Consider the following 19,066-nt stretch of genomic DNA (forward strand, 5'->3'; position numbering starts at 1 on the left):
TTGTGCGGATTACTTCCGGCTCTTCAGTGGTATCCGGTCGGTCGTTGTGATCAACGACTTCGCGGGTTCATTCGGATGGTTATGAGTGCGACTCGGAACGAAGTGGTCGGCGGGTCAGTGCCGCTGTTCGTCTCTTGAACGGTGGGCCAGGACGGGAAGGTGGTCGTAATGTCCGTTTCCGTCTGTCCGGGCGCCGTTCGGGTGTCCGGATCTCGCCGGTGGCGGTGGAATGCTGGACTCCTCGACCCGGGTGCGCAGCCGTGCCAACTCCGCGGGCAGCTTCTCCAGGACCGCTTCCTCGCCCGAGCGCCGCAACCGGTAGGCCGCTTCGATGGCCATCAGGTAGAACGCGACGCCGGACAGCAGTCCCGCGCCGAACCAGATCGGCGCTGACCAATGGCGGTAGCCGGTGGCCCAGTAAGTGGCCAGGGCCGCCACCGAGGTGCCGACCGCGCTGCCGGCCAGCACCCCGTGCGTGACGGTGATCCAGGGTGACGCCGCGCGCAGCCAGGTGAGCCGGCTGCGGGCAACGGACTCGCGCATCCGGGTCAAAGCGTCCTCGACCAAGTCGAGGGCGAAGCACGCCTGCTCGCGTTGCAGGCGGTTCAGCTGTGGTGCGAACTCGTCGAGGTGCCACGACACTTCGTTGAACGCGACCACCACGCTCACGGCGTCCACCTTCAACCGCGACCGCGGCCAGGTGATCTCCACGCGCGAGGCGCGCAGCAGCACCGCGCCGGAGACGATCACCACCATCTCCAGGCCGCCGAACACGGCCATGCGCAGTTCCAGGTCGACCACCGGCAGCGTGCCGAGGGTCAGGATCGCTATGGAGGCGATCACCACACCGATGAGGACGTGCAGCTTGAGGTTGTGCGGCACCGCGCCGTACTCGCGGTTCAGCAGGTCGATGACGTGCCGTCCCCAGTAGGCCAGTGCGCTCGTCCCGGCGATCACGAGCAGCAGGAACACCCACGTGCCGGCCAACGCGATGAGCCACGCGGTGCGGTCGTCGGCCGACCGCATGAGCGCGGTGATCACCGCGAACGGCAGCAGCGCCCCCGTCGACCACGCCAGGGGCAACTCCGCCCACCGCCGCGGCGCCGGGATCGCGGGCTCCTCGCGGACCGGCAGCACGACCGGCGACACGTAGTGCTCGACCTCTTGGATCAGGAGCCGCACATCGCGCTCCCAGTGGCCGAAGTCGATCCGCCGTGATTGCTTGAGCGCGACCGGCCTGATGTCTTCGGGAAGGGCGGTCGGGTCGGGGAGGCCTGCCTGGTCGATCAGCACCGGTAAGACGTGCGTGCCCGTGTCCAGCGCGGTCCTGATCTCGTGCCGCACCCAGTCGACGCCCTCGGAGCCCGTCCGCTGCTCCAGGTCCCGGGACCAGGACCGGTGCAGCACGACGACGAGCAGTTCGGCCTTCGCCAGCTTGTCGCGCAGCGCGCTGGGGTAGTGCTCACCCGCTCGGATGCCGGTGTCCAGGAACACCTGGTCCGCGCCGAAGTGGCGACGCAGGCGCTCGGTCACCGCCTCGACCACCTGCACGTGCGGCAACCTGACGAGCGCGCCGTCCCGCAACTCGTTCTGCCGGTAGTTGACGAAGACGACCTCGTCCGGCATCGCAAGCCTCCTCGTCCGGCCAGGTGGGGAGCTCATGACCGCATTGTGGTCGGCGACGAGATGACACGACAGGTCGAGAACGTGACACCGGTTGACACCTCAGACCGGGGTCACCACCGGTCGGTGGCCTCCCGGCGAATGCCGACGGCGAGCAGTCCGCACACACTGCCGGCGTGCCGGATCCCACCGTCGGCCACCAGTTCCAGCGCCTTGCGCATGGGCACCCAGTGCACGTCCATGTCGGCCTCGGCGGCTTCCCTGCTCGGCGTGCCGAGCGTCAGGCCGGTGGCGAGGAAGACGTGGTCGACGTGGTTGGTGAAACTGTCCGCGCCGTTGACCTGGGCAACCGGCTCCCAGCGGACGGCGCGGACGCCGGTCTCCTCGGCCAGTTCCCGCTCCGCGGCGGCGCGCGGATCGACGTCGACGGCGTCGATCGCGCCGGCCGGCAGGCGCCACTGCCGGGCCGCATGGGTGTAGATCCACTGCCGGGTCACCGCGACCCGGTCGTCGTCGTCCACGGCGACCACTGTGATGGAGCCCGGGGACACCACGTGGTGGTACACGTCGTGCACCCCGTCGGGGCGAACGACGTTGTCTTCACGGACCTCGAACCACGGGGTCGTGCGCACTGCGCGCGTGGTCAACCGTCGCCAGGTCGGGTGGTTCTCGCGGTCCATCCGTCAATCCAACACGGTGTGGCACCGGATGCGGAAGACCTGCCCCTCGGTGTCCATTTCCCCCGTCTATCGCACCACGGAAAACCGGGGTCGAACGGACCAGGGGAAGAGGGTTCGAAGCGGGTGTTCGGGCTGGAGAGAGGCGGTCTCCGGCGGTCCGCCACGAGTTGCTGTCGGAGGGACGGGCGACCCGTCGGTTCGCAGGGCTGCTGCGGTTCCGTGATCGATTGACGCGGTGGTGGGGGCTCCGGCCGTTCGGGACGGGGTCGGGTGGACGGAACGGTGGGTGCCCGAAGTCGAACAATTCGCAGAAACGGAAATGGCGTGACCGCCACGACGGCCACGCCATTTCACGACGAGTTCTGATCAGCCGAGCAGCAGGGCGAGCAGGGCGATGAACAGGTGCGGCTCCATGATTGCACTCCTTTGGAGAGGGTCTGTTTGGTGAATCACCGGTGTGCACACCAGGATCAACCGTCCCGAAGGGGTTCGTAAGTGGTTGCCGGTCGCGTCTCGCGGAGGAAACGGGAAACCCTAGACCGGATCGTCGTGCAAGGCGGCGATGATCTCGACGTGCAGTTCGCGGGCCGGCCGGTGGCTGTGCCTGCGCTGCACCGCCCAGGACAGGCGGGACAGCTGGCTGCGGACCGTCGTCGAGCCGAGCGGTCGGGCGGCTTCCAACGCCTGCAGTGCGGTCTCGCACATCCGGTCCAGTTCACCCGCCGCCTCGTAGGCGAGAGCGAGGCGTGCGCCGTGCAGCGCACGGGCCCGGCGGGCCTCCGGTTGGGTGCGCGACAGCGCGCGTTCGAGGAGTTCGGCCGCCTCCGCGGGGCGGCCGAGGTCATACAGGCACCAACCCGCGACCACGGCGCCCAAGTCGGCGATCGTCGACGAACCGAGCACCGGACCGCCAGGTCCGGCGTCCGACGACGACTCGTCGAGCGCCCGTTCGGCGTCGTCCAGCGCGGCGCGGCACAGCGAGTACTCGCCGCGCTGCGCGTATCCCTGTGCCAGTCGGTGCAGCGCCAGGCCCCGGATGCGCGCGTCCGCGTGCGGGTCCCGAAGTGCCCGCTGTGCCAGTTCGACCGTGCTGATCGCATCGCCCACGTACATCGCCAGCTCCGCGCGCCGCACCAAGCCGTACGAGGCGAGCCCTGGATCTCCCGCGGCCACCGCGAGCGCCGCGAACTGCATGGTCCGCTTCTTCGACTCCTCCTGCATCCCTGCTTCCTGGGCCATCCACCCCATGTACTCCACCGACCGCGCCGCCAGCAGACCGAGCCGGCGTCGAGTTTCCGGGTTCCGCGCACCGCGCAGCACCGCCTGCACCACCTGTATCTGCGCGGTGAGTGCCGGGATGACCAATTCGGGTGCCAGGCGCTTGCCCATGTCGCGGATACCGTCGAACTGGGCGCGCAGCAGTTGCTCCGTCGCGTCGTCCTCCGCGACGGTCTCGGCCGCGGTCCGGCTCACCCGCAGTTGCGGCAGGTCCCACAGCGGCACGAGAGGGTCGTCCTGGCTCGTGGTGTCCGGCAGGTCCGCGGGCACCAGCCTGCTCAGTGCGCCGTCGGCATCCAGGACCGCGTCCGCCAAGCGCGCGAACTGCGCAGTCGGCTGCTTCATGCCGGTTTCGATCTTGCTGATGTGGCCCTTGCTGTAGTGGAGGTCGCCGGACAAGGCCATGAGCGACTTCCCCGCGGCGACGCGCCGCCTCCGCAACTCGACGCCGAACACCCCGCTCTGGTTGTTCATGCTCCACCCTCTCATCCACCCGCACCCAGGGCCCACTGTTTCCTGTTGCCTGTCGCGGTGGCGATCGATCACCCCTGTTCGCGGGCGTGCCCCCTGGTCACAGTGGGTGGGGCGAGTCGAGCGAGGAGGAAGCCATGCTTTCGGTCATCGGGTACGGGTTGTTGCGGGTCGTCGTGGTGGTGCTGGTGGTGGTGTACGTCCTGTGGGCGGGCTTACTGGACTCGATCTTGGTCGACACGTTGACCGGAGCGCTGGTCGGGGCTTGGAGCGGGTGCGGTTTCTCCCACACCGGCACCTGCCGTCGCGTCGATCCGGGTGCCCGTCGGCAGTCACGAGCCGGTACGACTTCCGGCGTCGAGCGTGGGATGAGGGCTCGGTAGGTAGTCTCCGCGCATGAGCCGCGCACGACAGACGGTCACCCTCACTGCCGACTTGGTCATACTGACCATTCGGGAAGGTGCGTTGACCGTGCTGCTCGTCGAGCGGGAGAACGAGCCGTTCCAGGGGCGGTTGGCGTTGCCCGGTGGGTTCCTGCGCGGTGACGAGTCCCTTGAGCGGACAGCCGCGAGGGAGCTGGCCGAGGAGACCGGTCTCGACGCCGGGACGATGCGGTTGCGGCAGGTGGGCGTCTACTCCGAGCCCGGTCGAGATCCGCGCCATCCCCGGGTGGTGACCTGTGCCTACCTCGCGATCGCCCCCAACCTGCCGGTGCCGGTCGCCGGATCGGACGCGCGCGCGGCCCGGTGGGTACCGGTCGCCGAGGCCACCTGTGCCGCGCTGGCCTTCGATCACGACCGCATCCTGGTGGACGCCGTGGACCTGGCGCGCACGCTGTTGCAGTTCAGCACGATCGCCACCGCTTTCTGCGGCCCCGAGTTCACCATCGGCGACCTGCGTGAGGTGTACGAGGCGGTCTGGGGGGTGGCGTTGGACAAGCCGAACTTCCACCGCAAGGTCACCGACGCCGACGGCTTCGTCGAGCCCACCGGCGACAAGCGGCCGTCCCCGAACGGCAGGCCCGCGGCCCTGTACCGCGCCGGCGGGGCGACGGAGTTGGTCCCACCGATGATGCGGTCCCGCTTCGGCGCCTGAGATCGTTCTTGTCAATCTGACCATTGGCTCTACAGGGTGACTTGCGTCGATCGCCAGTTGATGTCACTATGACAATAAGCGCGGTGTCGCGGGCATGGCCCAATGTCGCCGTCACACCACGCCCGATCTTGCGAACGTCTCGCAGGTGTCCGATCCCAGGGCGCCCCGAATCGTGTTGGAGTGAGAATCGGTGAACGTCATCATGACTGCGCTGGATGTGGAACACGAGGCCGTACTCGAACACCTGGACGATGTGAGGCCGCATCGGCATCCGTCCGGCACCGTGTTCGACGTCGGTGTGGTGGCAGGCCACCCGAGGCATCGCCTCGCACTGGCGCTGACCGGGCCGGGCACCACCGCGGCCGCCACGCTCACCGAACGGGCCAACGCGGAGTTCGCTCCCGCGGCCATGGTGTTCGTCGGCGTCGCCGGCGGCCTGAGGGATTGGCTGGCCATCGGCGACGTCGTCGTGGCTACCAAGATCTACTCCTATCAGGGGGGTCGTAGCGAGAGGGACGAGTTCCTGGTACGTCCCTCCGCCTGGTCCGTCTCGCACCGCCTCGACCAGGAGGCGAGGAGACTGCGGCGTGGCGACGCCTGGCACTCCTTCCTGCCCGGTGGGGTCGGGGACTCGACGCCGGCCGCCCACTTCGACCCCATCGCGGTGGGCGATGTCGTGCTCGACTCCCGCACGTCGGAGTTGGCCCACCGGCTGCGCACCTCCTACAACGACGCGGTGGCCGTCGAGATGGAGGGCTCCGGGTTCGCGCACGCGGCTCATCTGGGCAACCAGGTGCACGCGATGGCGGTGCGCGGCATCAGCGACCACGCCGACGGACGCAAGGCCAAAGCCGACCGGGCAGGCGGACAGCGCCTCGCCGCCCGCAACGCCGCCGCGTTCGCCATCGCGCTGATCACCGCGCTCGAACCCGACGAGGACGTCCCCGTCGACGAGGAACCGCCCTCCGCGGTCCCGGTCGTCCACAACACCAACACCGCGCGGGACAACGCCCGGGTCGGGCAGCAGATCGGCGTCAACTTCGGCTCCACCAGGAGGTTCCGATGACGGAAGACTTAGCCGACTTCGACGTCGACAACCAGAACGTCGCGTCCGACAACGCCTACGTCGAGCAGCAGATCGGCGTGCAGTACGTGGAGAGCGTCTACCACGAGACCAAGATCTACACCGTCGACAAGGGAGCCGGGCCCGACCGTCGACACGAGGTCGCGCTGGCCTACCTGGCCGGAGGTGTCCCGCGGCGGGCCGAGGAACTGTTCGGCGACCTCGTCTTCGGGAGCCACCCGTCGACCGAGCGGACCTATTACTACGTACTGGCAGTGCTCAGCGAGCGCGGGTTCGGAGATCTCACCGCGGAACTGGTCGCCGGCATCCGCGATGCCTGGAAGATCTGTGATTCGTTGCCGGAGGACCGGTGGAAACGGGCTCACCGCGTCGTTTGGGAGATTCTCGATCACGTCCGCTCGGCTGACGCTCAGCGGTCGTTCACGGCGGTGGCCGCGTTCGGCAGGCTCTCCGCCGAGCGGCAGGACGAGATCAGCAGACACCTGTCGATGCTGGTGGACGGCCTGGTCGAGCAGCAGTTGAACGCCGAGCGGAAGCACGAGGTCAGCGCTGAGCGCTTTTCCGGGAACCGGATCGACCGGGCGAAGAAGTTCTTCGAGCCCAATCCCGCGCCACCTCCCCGGTACGAGCCTCGGATGCTCCTCCGTGAAGCCAAGGACCGCAGGCGCGCGATCATCGGGGCCGTGGTCGCGGCGCTCGCGTTCGCCAGTCTGTTCTTCGGCGCGAAGACGTTCTCCCTCTGGGGAGGGGTGCTGCTGTTGGTGACAGGTTGCGTCGTCATGGCCCGTTACGGCATCGAGCACACGGTGCACTTGTTGAACCTGGCTCTCCGGCGCGACACCGCGGAGGTCGAGGGCGAGCAGTCCGGACCTACGCCCGTCGACAAGCTCATCGAACGCTGTTTCCGAGAAGCGCGCCCCGAGTACGCCAAGGACTGGCCGCGATACGCCATCGGGTATCGCACACGCCTCAAGCAGCGCTTCAACGCCCAGATCGGGCGCAGCGGACAGGACGTCAGAGAGCTGAAGTGGCTGTTCGACTGGCATGCCCGGCGGGTTGCGGAGCGGTGGCCCCACCACGACCCCTACGGTCAACCGGAGCCCACCGCCCCCGGTGGCGCCCGCCTGTGGCAGGCCGCCGGCGCACTGGTCGCCGTGGCGGGTTCGCTCCTGCTGCTGTTCGCGGCGCAGCGCCTGCAGGCCGTGCCGATCCTGGTAGGCGGTTGGTTCGCCATGCCCACGTTGGTGGAAGTCGTCGCAGCCGGCCGTGCGGCCCTGCTTCCGCGCAAAGAGGCGAACGAGCTGTTCGAGGAGGAGAAGGCCGAGTACCAACGGTGGCGGAAGGTGTTGGCCGACCGGCCGATCGACAGCGAGATGGCCCGCTGGCTGGCGCTGGACAAGGCGCACCTCAAGGCCGAGGCGCTGCGTGCGGGCAACATCGCGGAGCGCGACCTCGTTTCGCACGTGGTCATCAACCAGCTGGCGCCCGGCGCCCGGCGCGGACTGGTGCCCCACGGTCCGCCGCGCTACACCGCATACCTGGTTACCGTCATCCTGCTCACCAGACACGGTGTCCGCGCCTCGCGTGTGTACCTGGATTTCACTACGGGTGAGTTCAAGAACGAGAACTGGGATGTCTTCGGATACGACCGCATCGCGTCCGCATCACTGCGCGTCCTCGAGAGGACGGCCAAGAAGGTGCCGGGTGAGCCGTCTCGCAAGGTGCGCAATCGCGAGTTCAAACTCCGCCTCCTGGACGGCGCGGAGATCATCAGGATCAACGAGCGTCTCGACATCGAGGACGACGCGGAAGTGGACGACAAAGCAGAACTGGAGCGGCTCGCGGCAGCCACCTCCGGTATGGACGCGGCTCTCCCGGTCCTGGAGGCCGTCGCTCATCAGGGGCCCGCGTGGATCGACCTGGAACGCGACCGTCGAGCGCTGTGGTCGCACGCCTGGTCCGAGTGATGTGCGCCCGTTCCCCACATCGCACCTCCTGCCGCCCGGACGGGCGCTCACGAGTGCGAAACCGATCCGGAAGGAGCGACGACCCCAGATGAACGGAACCCGAGTTGGTGGGACCGAGCCGGAAGACGTGGTCAGGGACGTCCTGTTGGCGGAGTACGACGCGCTCAAAGCCGAGCAGAAGTCGCGAATCGCGTTGCGCGACCGACTGACGTATGCCGCTCTTGCCTCCCTCACGGCGGCGCTGGCGCTGGTGATCCAACCGGCTGGCCGGCCGCACCTGCTGCTTCTGCTGCCTCTGGTGTGCGTGATCCTCGGGTGGACGTACCTCGCCAACGACCAGAAGATCTCGGCGATCGGCGCGTACCTGCGTCGACACCTCGCCCCGGCGCTGGTGGCGACCAACGGTCGCCTGGGTGGGCTGTTCGCGTGGGAGTCCGTTCACCGGCACAGCCCGCTGCGGCGCCTCGACAAGGTCACGCAGCTGGTGGTGGACCTGCTGATGTTCGCGGTCCCGTCGCTGTTGTCGACGGCGCTCTACTGGGCCACCGGCGACGTTCGCACCGACCTGCTCGCGGTGTCGATCATCGAGGCCTTGCTCACCCTGGGCTTCGCCGCCCGGGTCGTCATCGCCGCCGACCTGTCGACGGGGGAGCGGGCGGACGAGGTCGCCGGCCTCTCAGTCCGACGTGCTTAGCCCCGGTCCTCGTCGCACCCCGCCCCTCATCGGTGAGGGGCGGGGTGGGACAGCTAGCCGACGGTGATCGTGCCGTCCGCGGCCCGGACACAGGTCACGGCTCGGGCTGTGGCGGTGGCGGCGCCGGTGAGGCAGCGGCCGAGGGCGGTGTGGCCCGCGGCGTTCGGGTGCCACGACTCCTGGCACGTCTGGAAGTAGGTGACGCAGGTGTTGGCGATCCGCTGCACGTCCAGCTTGTCCTTGCCGGAGAGGCTGGTGACGAACGTGCCGCTCGGGCCGTCCTGGAGCCGGATGGGGGTGGCCAGCGAGTTGGCCGGGCTCCCGTCCTGCTCGCACAGCCGTGCGCCGTCGAACGCGCGTTGCACGTTGACGTAGACCAGGTCGGCTCCGGGGAACTCGGCGGACAGGGCCGCGTGCGCGCCCTGCACCACGGTGCCCAACCGGGCGGAGAACACGTGACCCGGGGCGAGGCTCGCGCGGTGCACCGGGCAGCCCGCGGCGTAACGCTCGGCGCCCAGGTCGCGGAACTTGTCGCGGGTGTCGCTGCGCCCGTCCTCCTCGTGGTAGCGGGCGGCGAGGTCCAGCGGCAGGGGGTTGGTGTAGTCCTGGAAGACGATGCGGTGGCGGCCGTCGGCGTCGACCTGGGCGAGGGTGGTGAGCAGGGACCGCAGGGCGGCGGTGGTCTCGGCGGTGGCCGACGCGATCTCCGCCTCGGTGGCCAGGTCGGACACCGCGCACGGCTCCTGCGGCACCGGGCCGCCGAGGTAGGCCCAGAACTCCCACCACCCGGTCCAGGCGTCGGCGATGAAGCGGTTGGCGCACAGCGTGGCCACGTCGCCGAAGGTGAACGAGCTGTTGTTCGAGCCGAGGCCGACCAGGACCAGGTCGATGTCGTGGGTGGCGGCCACCGCGCGGAGCTGGTCGAGCTGGGAGGTGACGGCGCGCCCCTTGGTCCGGCTGCCCGACGGGTTGAGCACGTCGTGCGGCTGCCCGCCCGAGCAGGCGAGGTTGAACCTGGCCTGGATGCCGGGCAGGTCGGCCCGGTGCAGGGAGGCGTTGGCGGACCGGTGGCAGAAGAAGGCGTTGTCGTTCGGCGCGGACCAGCCCGGGAACCCCTGGAGCACGCCGTTGACGTCGGTCACCGGCTGGTAGGCGCCGGCGCCCTCGCCGCTGATGAAGCTGTCGCCGATCGCGACGGCGGCGGTGGGGAGCGCGGCGGCTGCCGGAGCGGGTTCGGCGGCGGCGGTGACACCGGACCAGGCGAGGACGACGGCGAGCGCCGTCGTCAGCGCCGGGCGTCGAAGCAGGGGCATGACGACCTCCTCGTTGACGGCCGATCTGACGTGAAATTGGTTCACGTCGGTTGCCGGCGGTCAAGACCGAAGCAGAATCCCGGGACCTCGTTGACGAGGGCGCCTGCGTCGTGAGCGGTGGAGGGCGACGACGCGAACCTCAGGACCTCCGTGCCCGGGCGGCGGCTTCGGAGCACATCAGGAAGCTCACGGTGCGCACCGCGTCGTCGACGAGGTCCGGGTAGGCGCGGCGAACCGCGTGGTCGACCGCCCGCTCCATCAGGGTCCACTCGCTATCCTTGTTCGAGTGGTTCCGGCCCGCGCGCCGATCAGGGGAGATCCCCATCCCGGCGCACGCCTGCTCGGCGGTCGCGATGACCCGCATGACCTCGGGCAGCAGGTCGGGGTCGACGGCGTCGGGCTCGCGGGTCGGGATCCGCCCGCCGTGCAGGTAGCGGCCCGTGTACTTGAGGAGCGCCGCGTCGAGCGGGGTGAGTCGCACGCCGCGGCGGGCGCGGTCGCGGTCCGCGTCGTAGGTGTGGACGCGACGCCAGTCGGACTGCTCGGTCGCCGAACGCAGCGCGGCGAGCACCTGGCCGCGGTCGAGCATCCCGACGTCCGCGCCGTGCGCGATGAGCTGCCGCTTGTCCCAGGGGATGTCCCGGAACAACGACTCGACGTCGTCGGGCGTGCCGAAGAGGACCGGGTCCAGCAGCGCGACCGCCGCGCGTTCGTCGAGGGGGCCACGGGTGCCGGCGGCCGTGCACAAGGGCAGGATCGCGCTCCACAGCAGCAAGTGGCGGGTCAGGTCGCCCCGGATCACGTCGAGGTGGGCCTCGGAGAGCGGAACGTGGAACGTGCGGGGGTCGTGGTTGGCGTCGGCCCCGGCGCCGAGTCGGAGCTCGAGCTCGCCGTCGACCCGGATCACCTGCGGGATCCAGCCGTTCTCCCGGGCGAAGAGGACTTCGCCCGCGCCCCCGGTCACGACCAGTGCCCGAGCTCGGCGTCGATGCGGGGGTCCGTGCGGACCCACACCTCGCCGGTCGCGGCCCCCGGTGGGGCGTCGACGCGCTGGAGTCCGAGCGTCCGGATCACCTCGAGGAGTTCGTCCCGGGCCTCGCCCGCCTCTTCGACGGTGTCGCCGTCGAAGAGGACGTAGTGCACGTCCCAGCGATCGTTGTACCCGGAGTCGGCCCAGAGCCGGCAGAAGCGTTCGGTCGCCCTCCGGTCGAGTGGCGCGGGTTCCTCCTGCCCGGGGGTCGCGGCGAAGCCTCGCTCGATGGCTTCGGCGGTCCACCACTTCGCTGCCTCCGCGACCGCGGCGGGGGTGAAGTCCCCCATCGTCAGGAAGTCCTCGACCAGCCGGCCGACCCCGGTGTCCTCGATGCGCAGCTGTGCGGCCTGCAAGCGGGCCACCAGGCCGTCCGCCATGGCGCAGGGACCGGAGAAGGTGAAGACGCCGGTGGCCGCGACCGAGGTGCCGCCGTCGGGATGCGGGACGTCGAGCGTCGTGCCCGTCCCCGGCACGTCCCGCACCAGAGCGAGGAGGTCGGGCGGCACGCCGTCGTACAGCGCCGCCTGCGCCCGCGGGTCGTCGGTCAGGTTGAGCGCGCTGGTGTGGTCGAAAGTCACCACCAGGCCACGACCGCCCGCGGTGAACCAGGCGTTGACAGTGTCGCCACCGCCGTTGCCGAAGCCGAAGCGCGTGACGTCGTCGACCGTGATCGGCTCCCGCCCGTCGACGCGGGTCAGGATCTCCAGCCGACGGCGCAGTTCGCGCGGGTGGGTGCGGCGCAGCGCGGAACCGTCGAACTCGACGCGGAGACGTGCCCGGGCGAGGGCCGCGGCGTCCGGCAGCCAGGGACCGTGGCGGTCGAGGGCGGTGAAGCCGCCGTGGACGAACATGAGCACGTGCCTGCGGTGGGCGCCGTCGTTGCCGACGAGGCGGTACTCGGCCCGCGGGTCCTGCGTCCCCTTGACCCGGCAGACGGTCCCGGCGTCGAGGTGGAGCACCAGCGCCTCTTCGTTCTCCTCGTCCTCGATGCGGAACGACGAGTTGTCGTCACCGCGGTGTCGGGTGAGGAAGTCCTGGAACGCGTCGAGGGCGGACTGAGGGCTGTCGGGGAGCCACTGCTGCGCGTTGCCCCTCCCGTCGCTGAAGGTCAGTGGTCGCATCGCCGTCCTCGGTGTGTTCGGTCGCGCCGGGGCGCACTGCGCCGGAGTCCGCAATTGTGCCTTGTGCGGCGGGGCCGGCGCGGGATGTCGTAGGTGGATCGGTTCCCGGGTGGCCGTCCGAGCGCGGGCGGTCGTCGTGACGAGGCGGTGGGCGCTGTGGAGCAGAGCGCGGTGGCCTCGGCGGGCTCGCTCGTGGTTCAGGCGGGCGGGGACGTCGTGCTGGACATGGCCGGCGCCGGTGGGTCGGCGCCGGTGCCTCCGCCCGTGCCCGGACTCGTGCTGGGGCGTGCCGGGGAGGTCGCGTCGGTGGTGCGCGGGTGGTGCTCGCAGCGGTGGGTGGTGGTGTCCGGTGGACCGGGCATGGGGAAGTCGACCCTGCTGGCCGCCGCTCTGGACGACCCGGCGGTGAAGGCGGCGTTCGGGCCGCGCCGGTTCCTGGTGTCCTGCGAGGGCGTCACGTCGGCCGGCGCGGTGATGGACAAGGCTGCGCTGGTCCTCGGCGTGCCGCTCGGCGAGCACGTGCGCAACCGGGTGCTCGAGTTCCTGGCGGCGGGGCCGGCGGTGGTGGTGTGGGACAACTTCGAGACCCTGACCGACACCGACCCGGCGGGCGCGGTGGAGCTGCTCGGCCAGCTGAGGGCGTTGGGCGCAGTGGCGGTGGGGGTGGGGTCACGCGGCGGTGTGCCCGCTGCGGGCGCCGGGGCGGTGAAGGTGCGCGTGGGGCCGTTGCCGGCGTCGGTGGCGGTCGAGCTGTTCCTGGAGGTGGCCGGCACGCACCTGCACCGGGACCCGCACCTGGCGTCGTTGGTGGCCGGCCTGGACGGGGTGCCGCTGGCGATCACGCTGCTGGCCGGTCTCGCCGACACCACCGGAGCCCTGGGCGTGCTGGCGGCGGCGTGGCGGGCCACCCGCACCGACCTGCTCCACCACGGCGCCAGACCCGACCGTACGTCCAGCCTGCCCGTCTCGATCGAACTCTCCTGGGACCGCCTGGGCCCCGCCGCGCGCACCGCCCTGTCCGCCGCCGCGTTGCTGCCCGACGGGTGGCCCGCGGACCGGAGCGGGCTCTACCTGCCCGACGTCATGGCGGCGGGCCTGGTGGAGCTGGAGCAGCGCGCCATGATCCACCACGACGAGCACCGCCACCGCTGCCTCGCGCCCCTGCGCGAGCACGTCCGCGCCCACCACCCCGCCGGCCCCGACACCCTGCGCCTGCTCCTCGAACCCGCACGACGACTCACCACCCGCGCCGCGCGGATCGGGCTCGCCGACGGGGCACGGGCGGTCGCGGAGACGGTGCCGGAGTTCGGCAACCTCGTCGACCTGATCCGCACGGCCCTGCCCACGATCCCCGACTACGCCACCCTCGTGCCCGACCTGCTGGACTTCCAGCGGTGCACCGGCCTCGGCGACCACCACCTCGGGCACCACGCCCTCGGCCACACCGCCGACCCCGCACTGCGGGCCCGCACCACGCGGGCCCTCGCCCAGCTGCACTTCACCCGCGGCGACCACGCCCACGCCCGAGCCCTGCACGGCCGGGCCCTGCCGCTGTCCAGGCAGGTGGGTGACGTGCTGGGTGAAGCCGACACCTTGAAGGACCTCGGCAACATCGCGTTCATCGAGTCCGACGACGCCGCCGCCCGCGCCCTGTACGACCAAGCGCTGCCGCTGTACCGGCAAGTCGGCTCGGTGCTGGGCGAGGCCAACACGCTGGTGAACCTCGGCCGGCTCTCGTTCCGCGAGTCGGCCAACGGCACCGCCCGCGCCCGCTACGACCAGGCGCTGCGGCTGTTCAAGCGGTTGGGTGACGTGCAGGGTGAAGCCAACACGCTGAAGGACCTCGGCAACATCGCGTTCATCAAGTCCGACGACACCGCTGCCCGTGCCCTCTACGACCAGGCCTTGCCGCTGTACCGGCAGGTCGGTTCGGTGCTGGGCGAGGCGAACATCCTGAGCTCGCTCGGCAACATCGCGTCCCGCGAGTCGGGCGCCGCTGCCCGTGCCCTCTACGACCGGGCTCTGCCGCTGTACCGGCAGGTCGGTTCGGTGCTGGGCGAGGCCAACACCCTGAGCCGGCTCGGCGACATCGCGTTCGACGAGTCGGACGACGCCACCGCCCGCGTCCGGTACGACCACGCCTTGCCGTTGTTCAAGCGGGTGGGTGACGTGCTGGGTGAAGCCAACACCCTCAACGGGCTGGGCCGGATCGCCTTCCGCCAATCGGACAGCGCCGCCGCCGGCGCCCTCTACCGCCAGGCGTTGGAGCTCTACGAGTCGATCCACGACCGCTACTCCCAGGCCTGGACCCACGCCCACCTCACCCACGTCACCACCGACGCGCGGCGTGCGCGCCACGTGCGCGCCATGAACCGCTTGGCGGCCCAGCTCGACGTGCCCGGCCTCCACGACCGACTCCGCGGCTTCACCAGGGGGATCGCCGCCGGCGCGGCGCGTGGCGGTGGCGGCGGCGATCCCTCCTGGTAGGCGTTACAGGGTCAGGCTCCAGCGGTCGAGGTCGCCGGTGCCCACCCAGATGACGTTGTGCACCCGCAGCTGCCAGGTGCCGTCACGGGACTCGCGGGACAGGTCGACGGTGAAGGAGCCGCCGGGGTCCGGCAGGGAGCTCACCCGCTGGTGCTGGAGGCGGTAGGCGGTGCCGTCGGGGGCGATCAGGTCCAGCGTGATGATGGAGCCCGTCAGGTTCTTGAAGTGCACCTCGACCTGCGAGGCGGAGCGGGCGTCACCGGCGCAGCCCGTGACGGTGAGGCTCACGGTCACCGGCGGGGTGCGGGTGATGATCGGGGTGTCGGTGTCGTCGATCCGGGTGGCGCAGTCGGCCGGCGGCTCGGGCACCGGCGCGTACGGGGCGGCGGTGTGGCGGGCCGAGTGCAGCAGCATGGGCAGCGCCTTGGGCCAGAAGAAACCGTCCTGGCAGGAGTGGGCGGGGAAGAAGCCGCCGCACGCCTGCTCCGGCGGCGGGCCCATCTCCCACACGAAGGAGGCGACGCCGAGGTCGTCGTAGACCCAGTCGTCGGTGGTGCCGGACGCGGAGTAGAGCACCTGGCCGGACTGCCCGTACTGCCAGCCGGGGCCCGCCAGCTCGGCCAACCGCTGGGCGAGGTCGCGCAGCGGGGCGTCGTTGCCGGTGCGCCGGTCGGGCGCGCCGCCGCTCCACGGGAACAGCACGTAATTGCCGTAGCTGTGCAGTGACAGCACGAGACCCGTCGTGTCGGTGGGCGCGGGCTGGGCGGGATCGGCCGCACGGCGGTCGCGGTACAGGGAACGCCACAGCGCTTGCAGCGCCTGGGTTTCCGGCTCCGACTCGGGCCCGGTGCCGCGGTAGGTCTGGTCGCACTGCCCGTCGGAGGCGTTCTGCAGACCCCAGTTCGAGCCGGTGTTGCGGTTGAGGTCGACCCCGTGGTGGCTGTGCGACACCGTGCCGCAGGTGGTGCCCTGGTGGTCGGTGTCGTTGCCGTTCTTGCGGTGCGAGACCGGCGAGTCACCGCCTTGTTGGACGTTCTGCACGCCGTCGGGGTTGGCGACCGGCACGACCCAGAACTCGGTGGTGTCCAACAGGGCGGCGACCTCCGGGTCGGTGCTGCCGACGAGGTGGTCGATCCAGCGCCAGGCGACCTCGCCGGTGGTCAGCTCGCGGGAGTGGAGCTGGCCCATGACGAAGAAGCGGGGCTTGGGCGCGTCGGGGGTGAGCGCGCAGTCACCGGTGCGCTTGCGGGTGATGCAGATGGCGAGCAGGTCGTGCCCGCCGCGGTTCCGGGTCTTCCGCCAGGAGTCGCCGTAGTCGACGACGGTGGCGAGGTCGGGGTGGTCGTGGGCGACCTGGTCCAGGTGCTGCCGGTGGGCGTCGACCGTGTGGTAGCCGCCGAAGAAGGTGTCGGCGCCGGCCGTGAACCCGGCGGACGGCTCGGGCAGCACCTGGTCGACGGCGGCGGTGAACCCGGCCCGTTCGAGCGCGGCGCCCGTGGCCGAGTCGCCCAGCACGAACAGGCTGTCGCCTTCGCGGTGCTCCATCACGTCGAAACCGCCGGCGAACAGCGCCTGCTCGGCGCCCAGCGGGGCGTGCACCTCGTAGAGGAGGTCTCGGTCGTCCGGGGACGCTGCCGCCGGACCGGTGGCCACGAGTGCGGCGGCAACGCACAACAGGGCGAGCCGTGATCGGTTTCGCTTCATCGGATCCTTCCTGGGCCGGGGAGCGGCGGTCCGATCACCTTCCCAGCCCCTGCGGGCGCGGAAGCTGTCGATCACGACAGGAACGCGAAGTCTGCCCTTGAAGACCTCGTGGCCGGTGGCGGCCGGCGGCGCGGTGATGCCGGACCGGTGGGTTACCGTTGGCGAGTGGACCGGGCCGGTGATGACGCCGCCTCATGGCGCAACAAGGTCGATGCCGAGTCCGTCGGGATCGCGGTGCAGGCGGGGCGGATCACGGGTGGCGTCCACATCTCGGTTCCCAGGCACCCGCCGGGTAGGCCCGCGCAGTTGCCGAAAGGGCCTCCGTCGTTCGTCGGGCGGTCCGCGGAGCTGCGGTGGCTGGACCAGGTGGTTGCCGACGGGCACGCGCCGTACGTGAGCGGTATCGGTGGGACGGGCAAGACGGGGCTCCTCCTGCACTGGGCGCACTCGCGTCGGGACCGGTACGAAGACGGCCAGTTGTACGTGGACCTGCGCGGTCCCGACGCGTCGGCGGTCCGACCGGCGGTCGGTGCCGTGCTCCGCCGCTTCCTGGAGGCGCTCGGCGAGCCGGACGAGTCGATCCCCCGGGATCCGGAGGAGCTCGGCAAGCACTACCGGACGGTTCTCGGCCGGCGGAGGGTGCTGGTCTTCGCGGACAACGCGGAGTCTCCGGAGCAGATCCGGGCGTTGCTGCCGGGCTCTTCGCACGCCACGTTGATCGCGGCCGGTCGGGCCCACCTGGACGGCCTGCGGATCAGCGGGTTCAGCCTGCGACGGCTGGACGCGCTGAGCGTCGTCGAGGCGGGCGCCCTGTTCGAGCGGTCGCTGCCCGAGGGCGACGACCGACTGGTGGCCGAGCCCGCAGCCGTGGCCGAGATCGCCCGGCGCTGCGGGCAGTGGCCGTTGCCGCTGCTGATCGCGGCCGGGCGTGCGATCGACCGCCCGACCTTGTCGCTGTCCGCCCTCGCCCGGGAGCTGGCGGCCCGAGGACTTGAGGCGATGAAGACGAAGGACGGTTCGGAGAGCGTGCGCGAGGTGCTCGCCAACTCGGCCGCGGCACTCACCGACGAGGCACGTGAAATCTTCGGGTTGCTGGCCGTGAGCCCCGGGCAGGACCTCCACGTGACCGCCTTGGCTGCCCTCGCCGACCGTCCCGCGGACGACATCGTCCCGCTGCTCGACAACCTGGAGACGATGAATCTCGTCCAGTGGGTCGACGAGGGCCGCTACCGGATGCACGACCTGGTCCGCCTGTACGCCTGGGAGTCGGCCGGTGGGGACGACACCGCACTCCGACGTCTCGTCGACCACTACCTGAGCACCGCGCGGGCGGCGGATCTCCTGCTGTCCCCGTACAAGACGGCGTCCGCCGCCGACGGTCCGGCCGCCGGCATCGACGCATCCGACGTGCTGCCGTGGTTCGGCGCGGAACACCGCAACCTGCTGGCCGTGCAGCAGGAGGCCCTGCGGCGCAAGTGGTACGAGCGGGCCTGGAGCCTGGCTTGGCACCTCACGGACTTCCAGCGCTGGCAGGGACGCCTGCACGACTACTACGACACGTGGACGACCGCCCTGGAAGCCGCACGAGGCCTGGGTGACCGTCACCGACTGGCCTGGGCGCACCGGCAGATGGGGCAGGCGTGCTCCCGGCTGGGCCGGTTCGACGAGGCCGAGGACCGGCTCCGCGCGGCCATCGGCCTGGCCCGCAGCGTCGACCTGTCGTGCGAAGCCGCCGCGCTGCGCACGCTCTCCCGCAACTCCTCCCGCCGCGGCCGGCACGGCCAAGCGGTCGTCCACGCGCTCGAAGCCCTGGACCGGTATCGGAGGCTCGGGAACCCGTTGAGGACCGCGCTCGGTCTCACGACCGCGGCCTGGGCGCAGGCGGGAGTGGGCAATCACGCGGAGGCCCGGAACTTCGGCGTGGAGTCGATGCGGGTGCAGCGCCTGCACGGCAACCGGTACGGCGTTGCCGAGGCGGCGGCCTGCCTCGGTTACGTCGACCACATGAGCGGCCGCCACGACCGGGCCGTGGCGCATTACCAGGAGGCGGTGGCGGGCTTCCGGTTCCTGCAGAACACCTACAAGGAGGCCGACGCCACGGCGAGCCTCGGAGATGCTTACGCCGCCGTGGACGTGGCTGCGGCGACAACGCAGTGGCGACGGGCGCTCAGCCTCTACGTCGCGCAGAACCGCACCGCTTAAGCCGAGCTGATCTCCGCCAGACTGGGCTGACCCGAGGCGCCGGTGGGACCGCACTCCGGGTGCGCGGGTCCGGGTTCCCGGACGTGTCCAGGCGGGGCATCGGCAGTTGTTGCCCCGGCCGGCGGCGGTTGCTTATTGTGCGCGGGACGCGGGCGTTGTTTCTGCCGCGACCACTTCACCGGGGGGAAATTCGTGCGCACTTTCCGTGGCGCCAGAGCCTGCGCCGCCGCGCTTCTCGTGGGGACGACGTTGGTGGTGGGGGCGCCGGCAGCGGTCGCGGCGGGGCCGCCGGTTGCGCCGCACACGGCTCTGAC

The 19,066-nt window shown here is 70.8% G+C and carries 13 protein-coding genes; 6 read left to right on the plus strand and 7 right to left on the minus strand.

Annotation, left to right across the window (positions count from 1 at the left end):
• Positions 1–114: 114 nt before the first annotated feature.
• The 3 genes from IOD16_RS06860 to IOD16_RS06870 form a co-directional block, all read right to left on the minus strand.
• Positions 115–1,626: a TIR domain-containing protein gene (locus IOD16_RS06860; protein ID WP_201439346.1), complete on the minus strand. Its 1,512-nt coding sequence runs from the start codon at positions 1,624–1,626 to the stop codon at positions 115–117.
• A 110-nt stretch (positions 1,627–1,736) separates the two neighbouring features.
• Entirely contained in the window at positions 1,737–2,255 is a 519-nt protein-coding gene (locus IOD16_RS06865; RefSeq protein WP_236594792.1) for an NUDIX domain-containing protein, read from the minus strand.
• A 582-nt stretch (positions 2,256–2,837) separates the two neighbouring features.
• Complete coding sequence (locus IOD16_RS06870) at positions 2,838–4,037, minus strand: helix-turn-helix domain-containing protein (protein WP_201439348.1); 1,200 nt, start codon at positions 4,035–4,037, stop codon at positions 2,838–2,840.
• A gap of 411 nt (positions 4,038–4,448) precedes the next feature.
• On the opposite strand from IOD16_RS06870, the gene IOD16_RS06875 reads away from it, so the two are divergent.
• The 4 genes from IOD16_RS06875 to IOD16_RS06890 all read left to right on the plus strand — a co-directional run bounded on the left by IOD16_RS06875 (position 4,449) and on the right by IOD16_RS06890 (position 8,892).
• Entirely contained in the window at positions 4,449–5,147 is a 699-nt protein-coding gene (locus tag IOD16_RS06875; protein WP_201439349.1) for an NUDIX hydrolase, read from the plus strand.
• Positions 5,148–5,349: 202 nt separating this feature from the next.
• Positions 5,350–6,213 (plus strand): 5'-methylthioadenosine/S-adenosylhomocysteine nucleosidase family protein, encoded by an 864-nt coding sequence (locus IOD16_RS06880; RefSeq protein WP_236594793.1) that lies wholly within the window; start codon positions 5,350–5,352, stop codon positions 6,211–6,213.
• The gene (locus IOD16_RS06885; RefSeq protein ID WP_201439351.1) at positions 6,210–8,198 is read left to right on the plus strand and encodes a YgaP family membrane protein; all 1,989 of its coding nucleotides are present in this window, start codon (positions 6,210–6,212) and stop codon (positions 8,196–8,198) included. Before IOD16_RS06880 ends, IOD16_RS06885 begins: the two co-directional genes overlap by 4 nt.
• Before the next feature lie 88 nt (positions 8,199–8,286).
• Positions 8,287–8,892 (plus strand): hypothetical protein, encoded by a 606-nt coding sequence (locus IOD16_RS06890; protein WP_201439352.1) that lies wholly within the window; start codon positions 8,287–8,289, stop codon positions 8,890–8,892.
• A gap of 53 nt (positions 8,893–8,945) precedes the next feature.
• On the opposite strand, the gene IOD16_RS06895 is transcribed toward IOD16_RS06890, so the two are convergent.
• From IOD16_RS06895 to IOD16_RS06905, 3 genes are all read right to left on the minus strand, one after another.
• The gene (locus IOD16_RS06895) at positions 8,946–10,205 is read right to left on the minus strand and encodes a hypothetical protein (protein WP_201439353.1); all 1,260 of its coding nucleotides are present in this window, start codon (positions 10,203–10,205) and stop codon (positions 8,946–8,948) included.
• A 139-nt stretch (positions 10,206–10,344) separates the two neighbouring features.
• Complete coding sequence (locus IOD16_RS06900) at positions 10,345–11,169, minus strand: DUF6357 family protein (protein WP_201439354.1); 825 nt, start codon at positions 11,167–11,169, stop codon at positions 10,345–10,347.
• Positions 11,166–12,359, minus strand: a complete 1,194-nt coding sequence (locus IOD16_RS06905; RefSeq protein ID WP_201439355.1) for a DUF6357 family protein — start codon at positions 12,357–12,359, stop codon at positions 11,166–11,168. The genes IOD16_RS06900 and IOD16_RS06905 overlap by 4 nt, the downstream gene beginning before the upstream one ends.
• Positions 12,360–12,452: 93 nt before the next feature.
• Between IOD16_RS06905 and IOD16_RS06910 the strand changes: the two genes are divergently transcribed.
• Positions 12,453–14,846 (plus strand): tetratricopeptide repeat protein, encoded by a 2,394-nt coding sequence (locus IOD16_RS06910; RefSeq protein ID WP_201439356.1) that lies wholly within the window; start codon positions 12,453–12,455, stop codon positions 14,844–14,846.
• 3 nt (positions 14,847–14,849) lie between these two features.
• On the opposite strand, the gene IOD16_RS06915 is transcribed toward IOD16_RS06910, so the two are convergent.
• Entirely contained in the window at positions 14,850–16,550 is a 1,701-nt protein-coding gene (locus IOD16_RS06915) for a M14 family zinc carboxypeptidase (RefSeq protein ID WP_201439357.1), read from the minus strand.
• A gap of 165 nt (positions 16,551–16,715) precedes the next feature.
• Between IOD16_RS06915 and IOD16_RS06920 the strand changes: the two genes are divergently transcribed.
• Entirely contained in the window at positions 16,716–18,752 is a 2,037-nt protein-coding gene (locus tag IOD16_RS06920) for a tetratricopeptide repeat protein (protein WP_201439358.1), read from the plus strand.
• Positions 18,753–19,066: the final 314 nt, after the last annotated feature.

Origin of the sequence: Saccharothrix sp. 6-C, assembly GCF_016695385.1 — a bacterium.
GTDB classification, from domain to species: Bacteria; Actinomycetota; Actinomycetes; order Mycobacteriales; family Pseudonocardiaceae; genus Actinosynnema; species Actinosynnema texasense.

Excerpts from the sequence above, each read along its gene's own strand:
- IOD16_RS06860 (WP_201439346.1), bottom strand. The coding sequence starts at position 1,626 with ATGCCGGACGAGGTCGTCTTCGTCAACTACCGGCAGAACGAGTTGCGG.
- IOD16_RS06875 (WP_201439349.1), top strand. The coding sequence starts at position 4,449 with ATGAGCCGCGCACGACAGACGGTCACCCTCACTGCCGACTTGGTCATA.
- IOD16_RS06880 (WP_236594793.1), top strand. The coding sequence starts at position 5,350 with ATGACTGCGCTGGATGTGGAACACGAGGCCGTACTCGAACACCTGGAC.
- IOD16_RS06885 (WP_201439351.1), top strand. The coding sequence starts at position 6,210 with ATGACGGAAGACTTAGCCGACTTCGACGTCGACAACCAGAACGTCGCG.
- IOD16_RS06890 (WP_201439352.1), top strand. The coding sequence starts at position 8,287 with ATGAACGGAACCCGAGTTGGTGGGACCGAGCCGGAAGACGTGGTCAGG.
- IOD16_RS06895 (WP_201439353.1), bottom strand. The coding sequence starts at position 10,205 with ATGCCCCTGCTTCGACGCCCGGCGCTGACGACGGCGCTCGCCGTCGTC.
- IOD16_RS06905 (WP_201439355.1), bottom strand. The coding sequence starts at position 12,359 with ATGCGACCACTGACCTTCAGCGACGGGAGGGGCAACGCGCAGCAGTGG.
- IOD16_RS06915 (WP_201439357.1), bottom strand. The coding sequence starts at position 16,550 with ATGAAGCGAAACCGATCACGGCTCGCCCTGTTGTGCGTTGCCGCCGCA.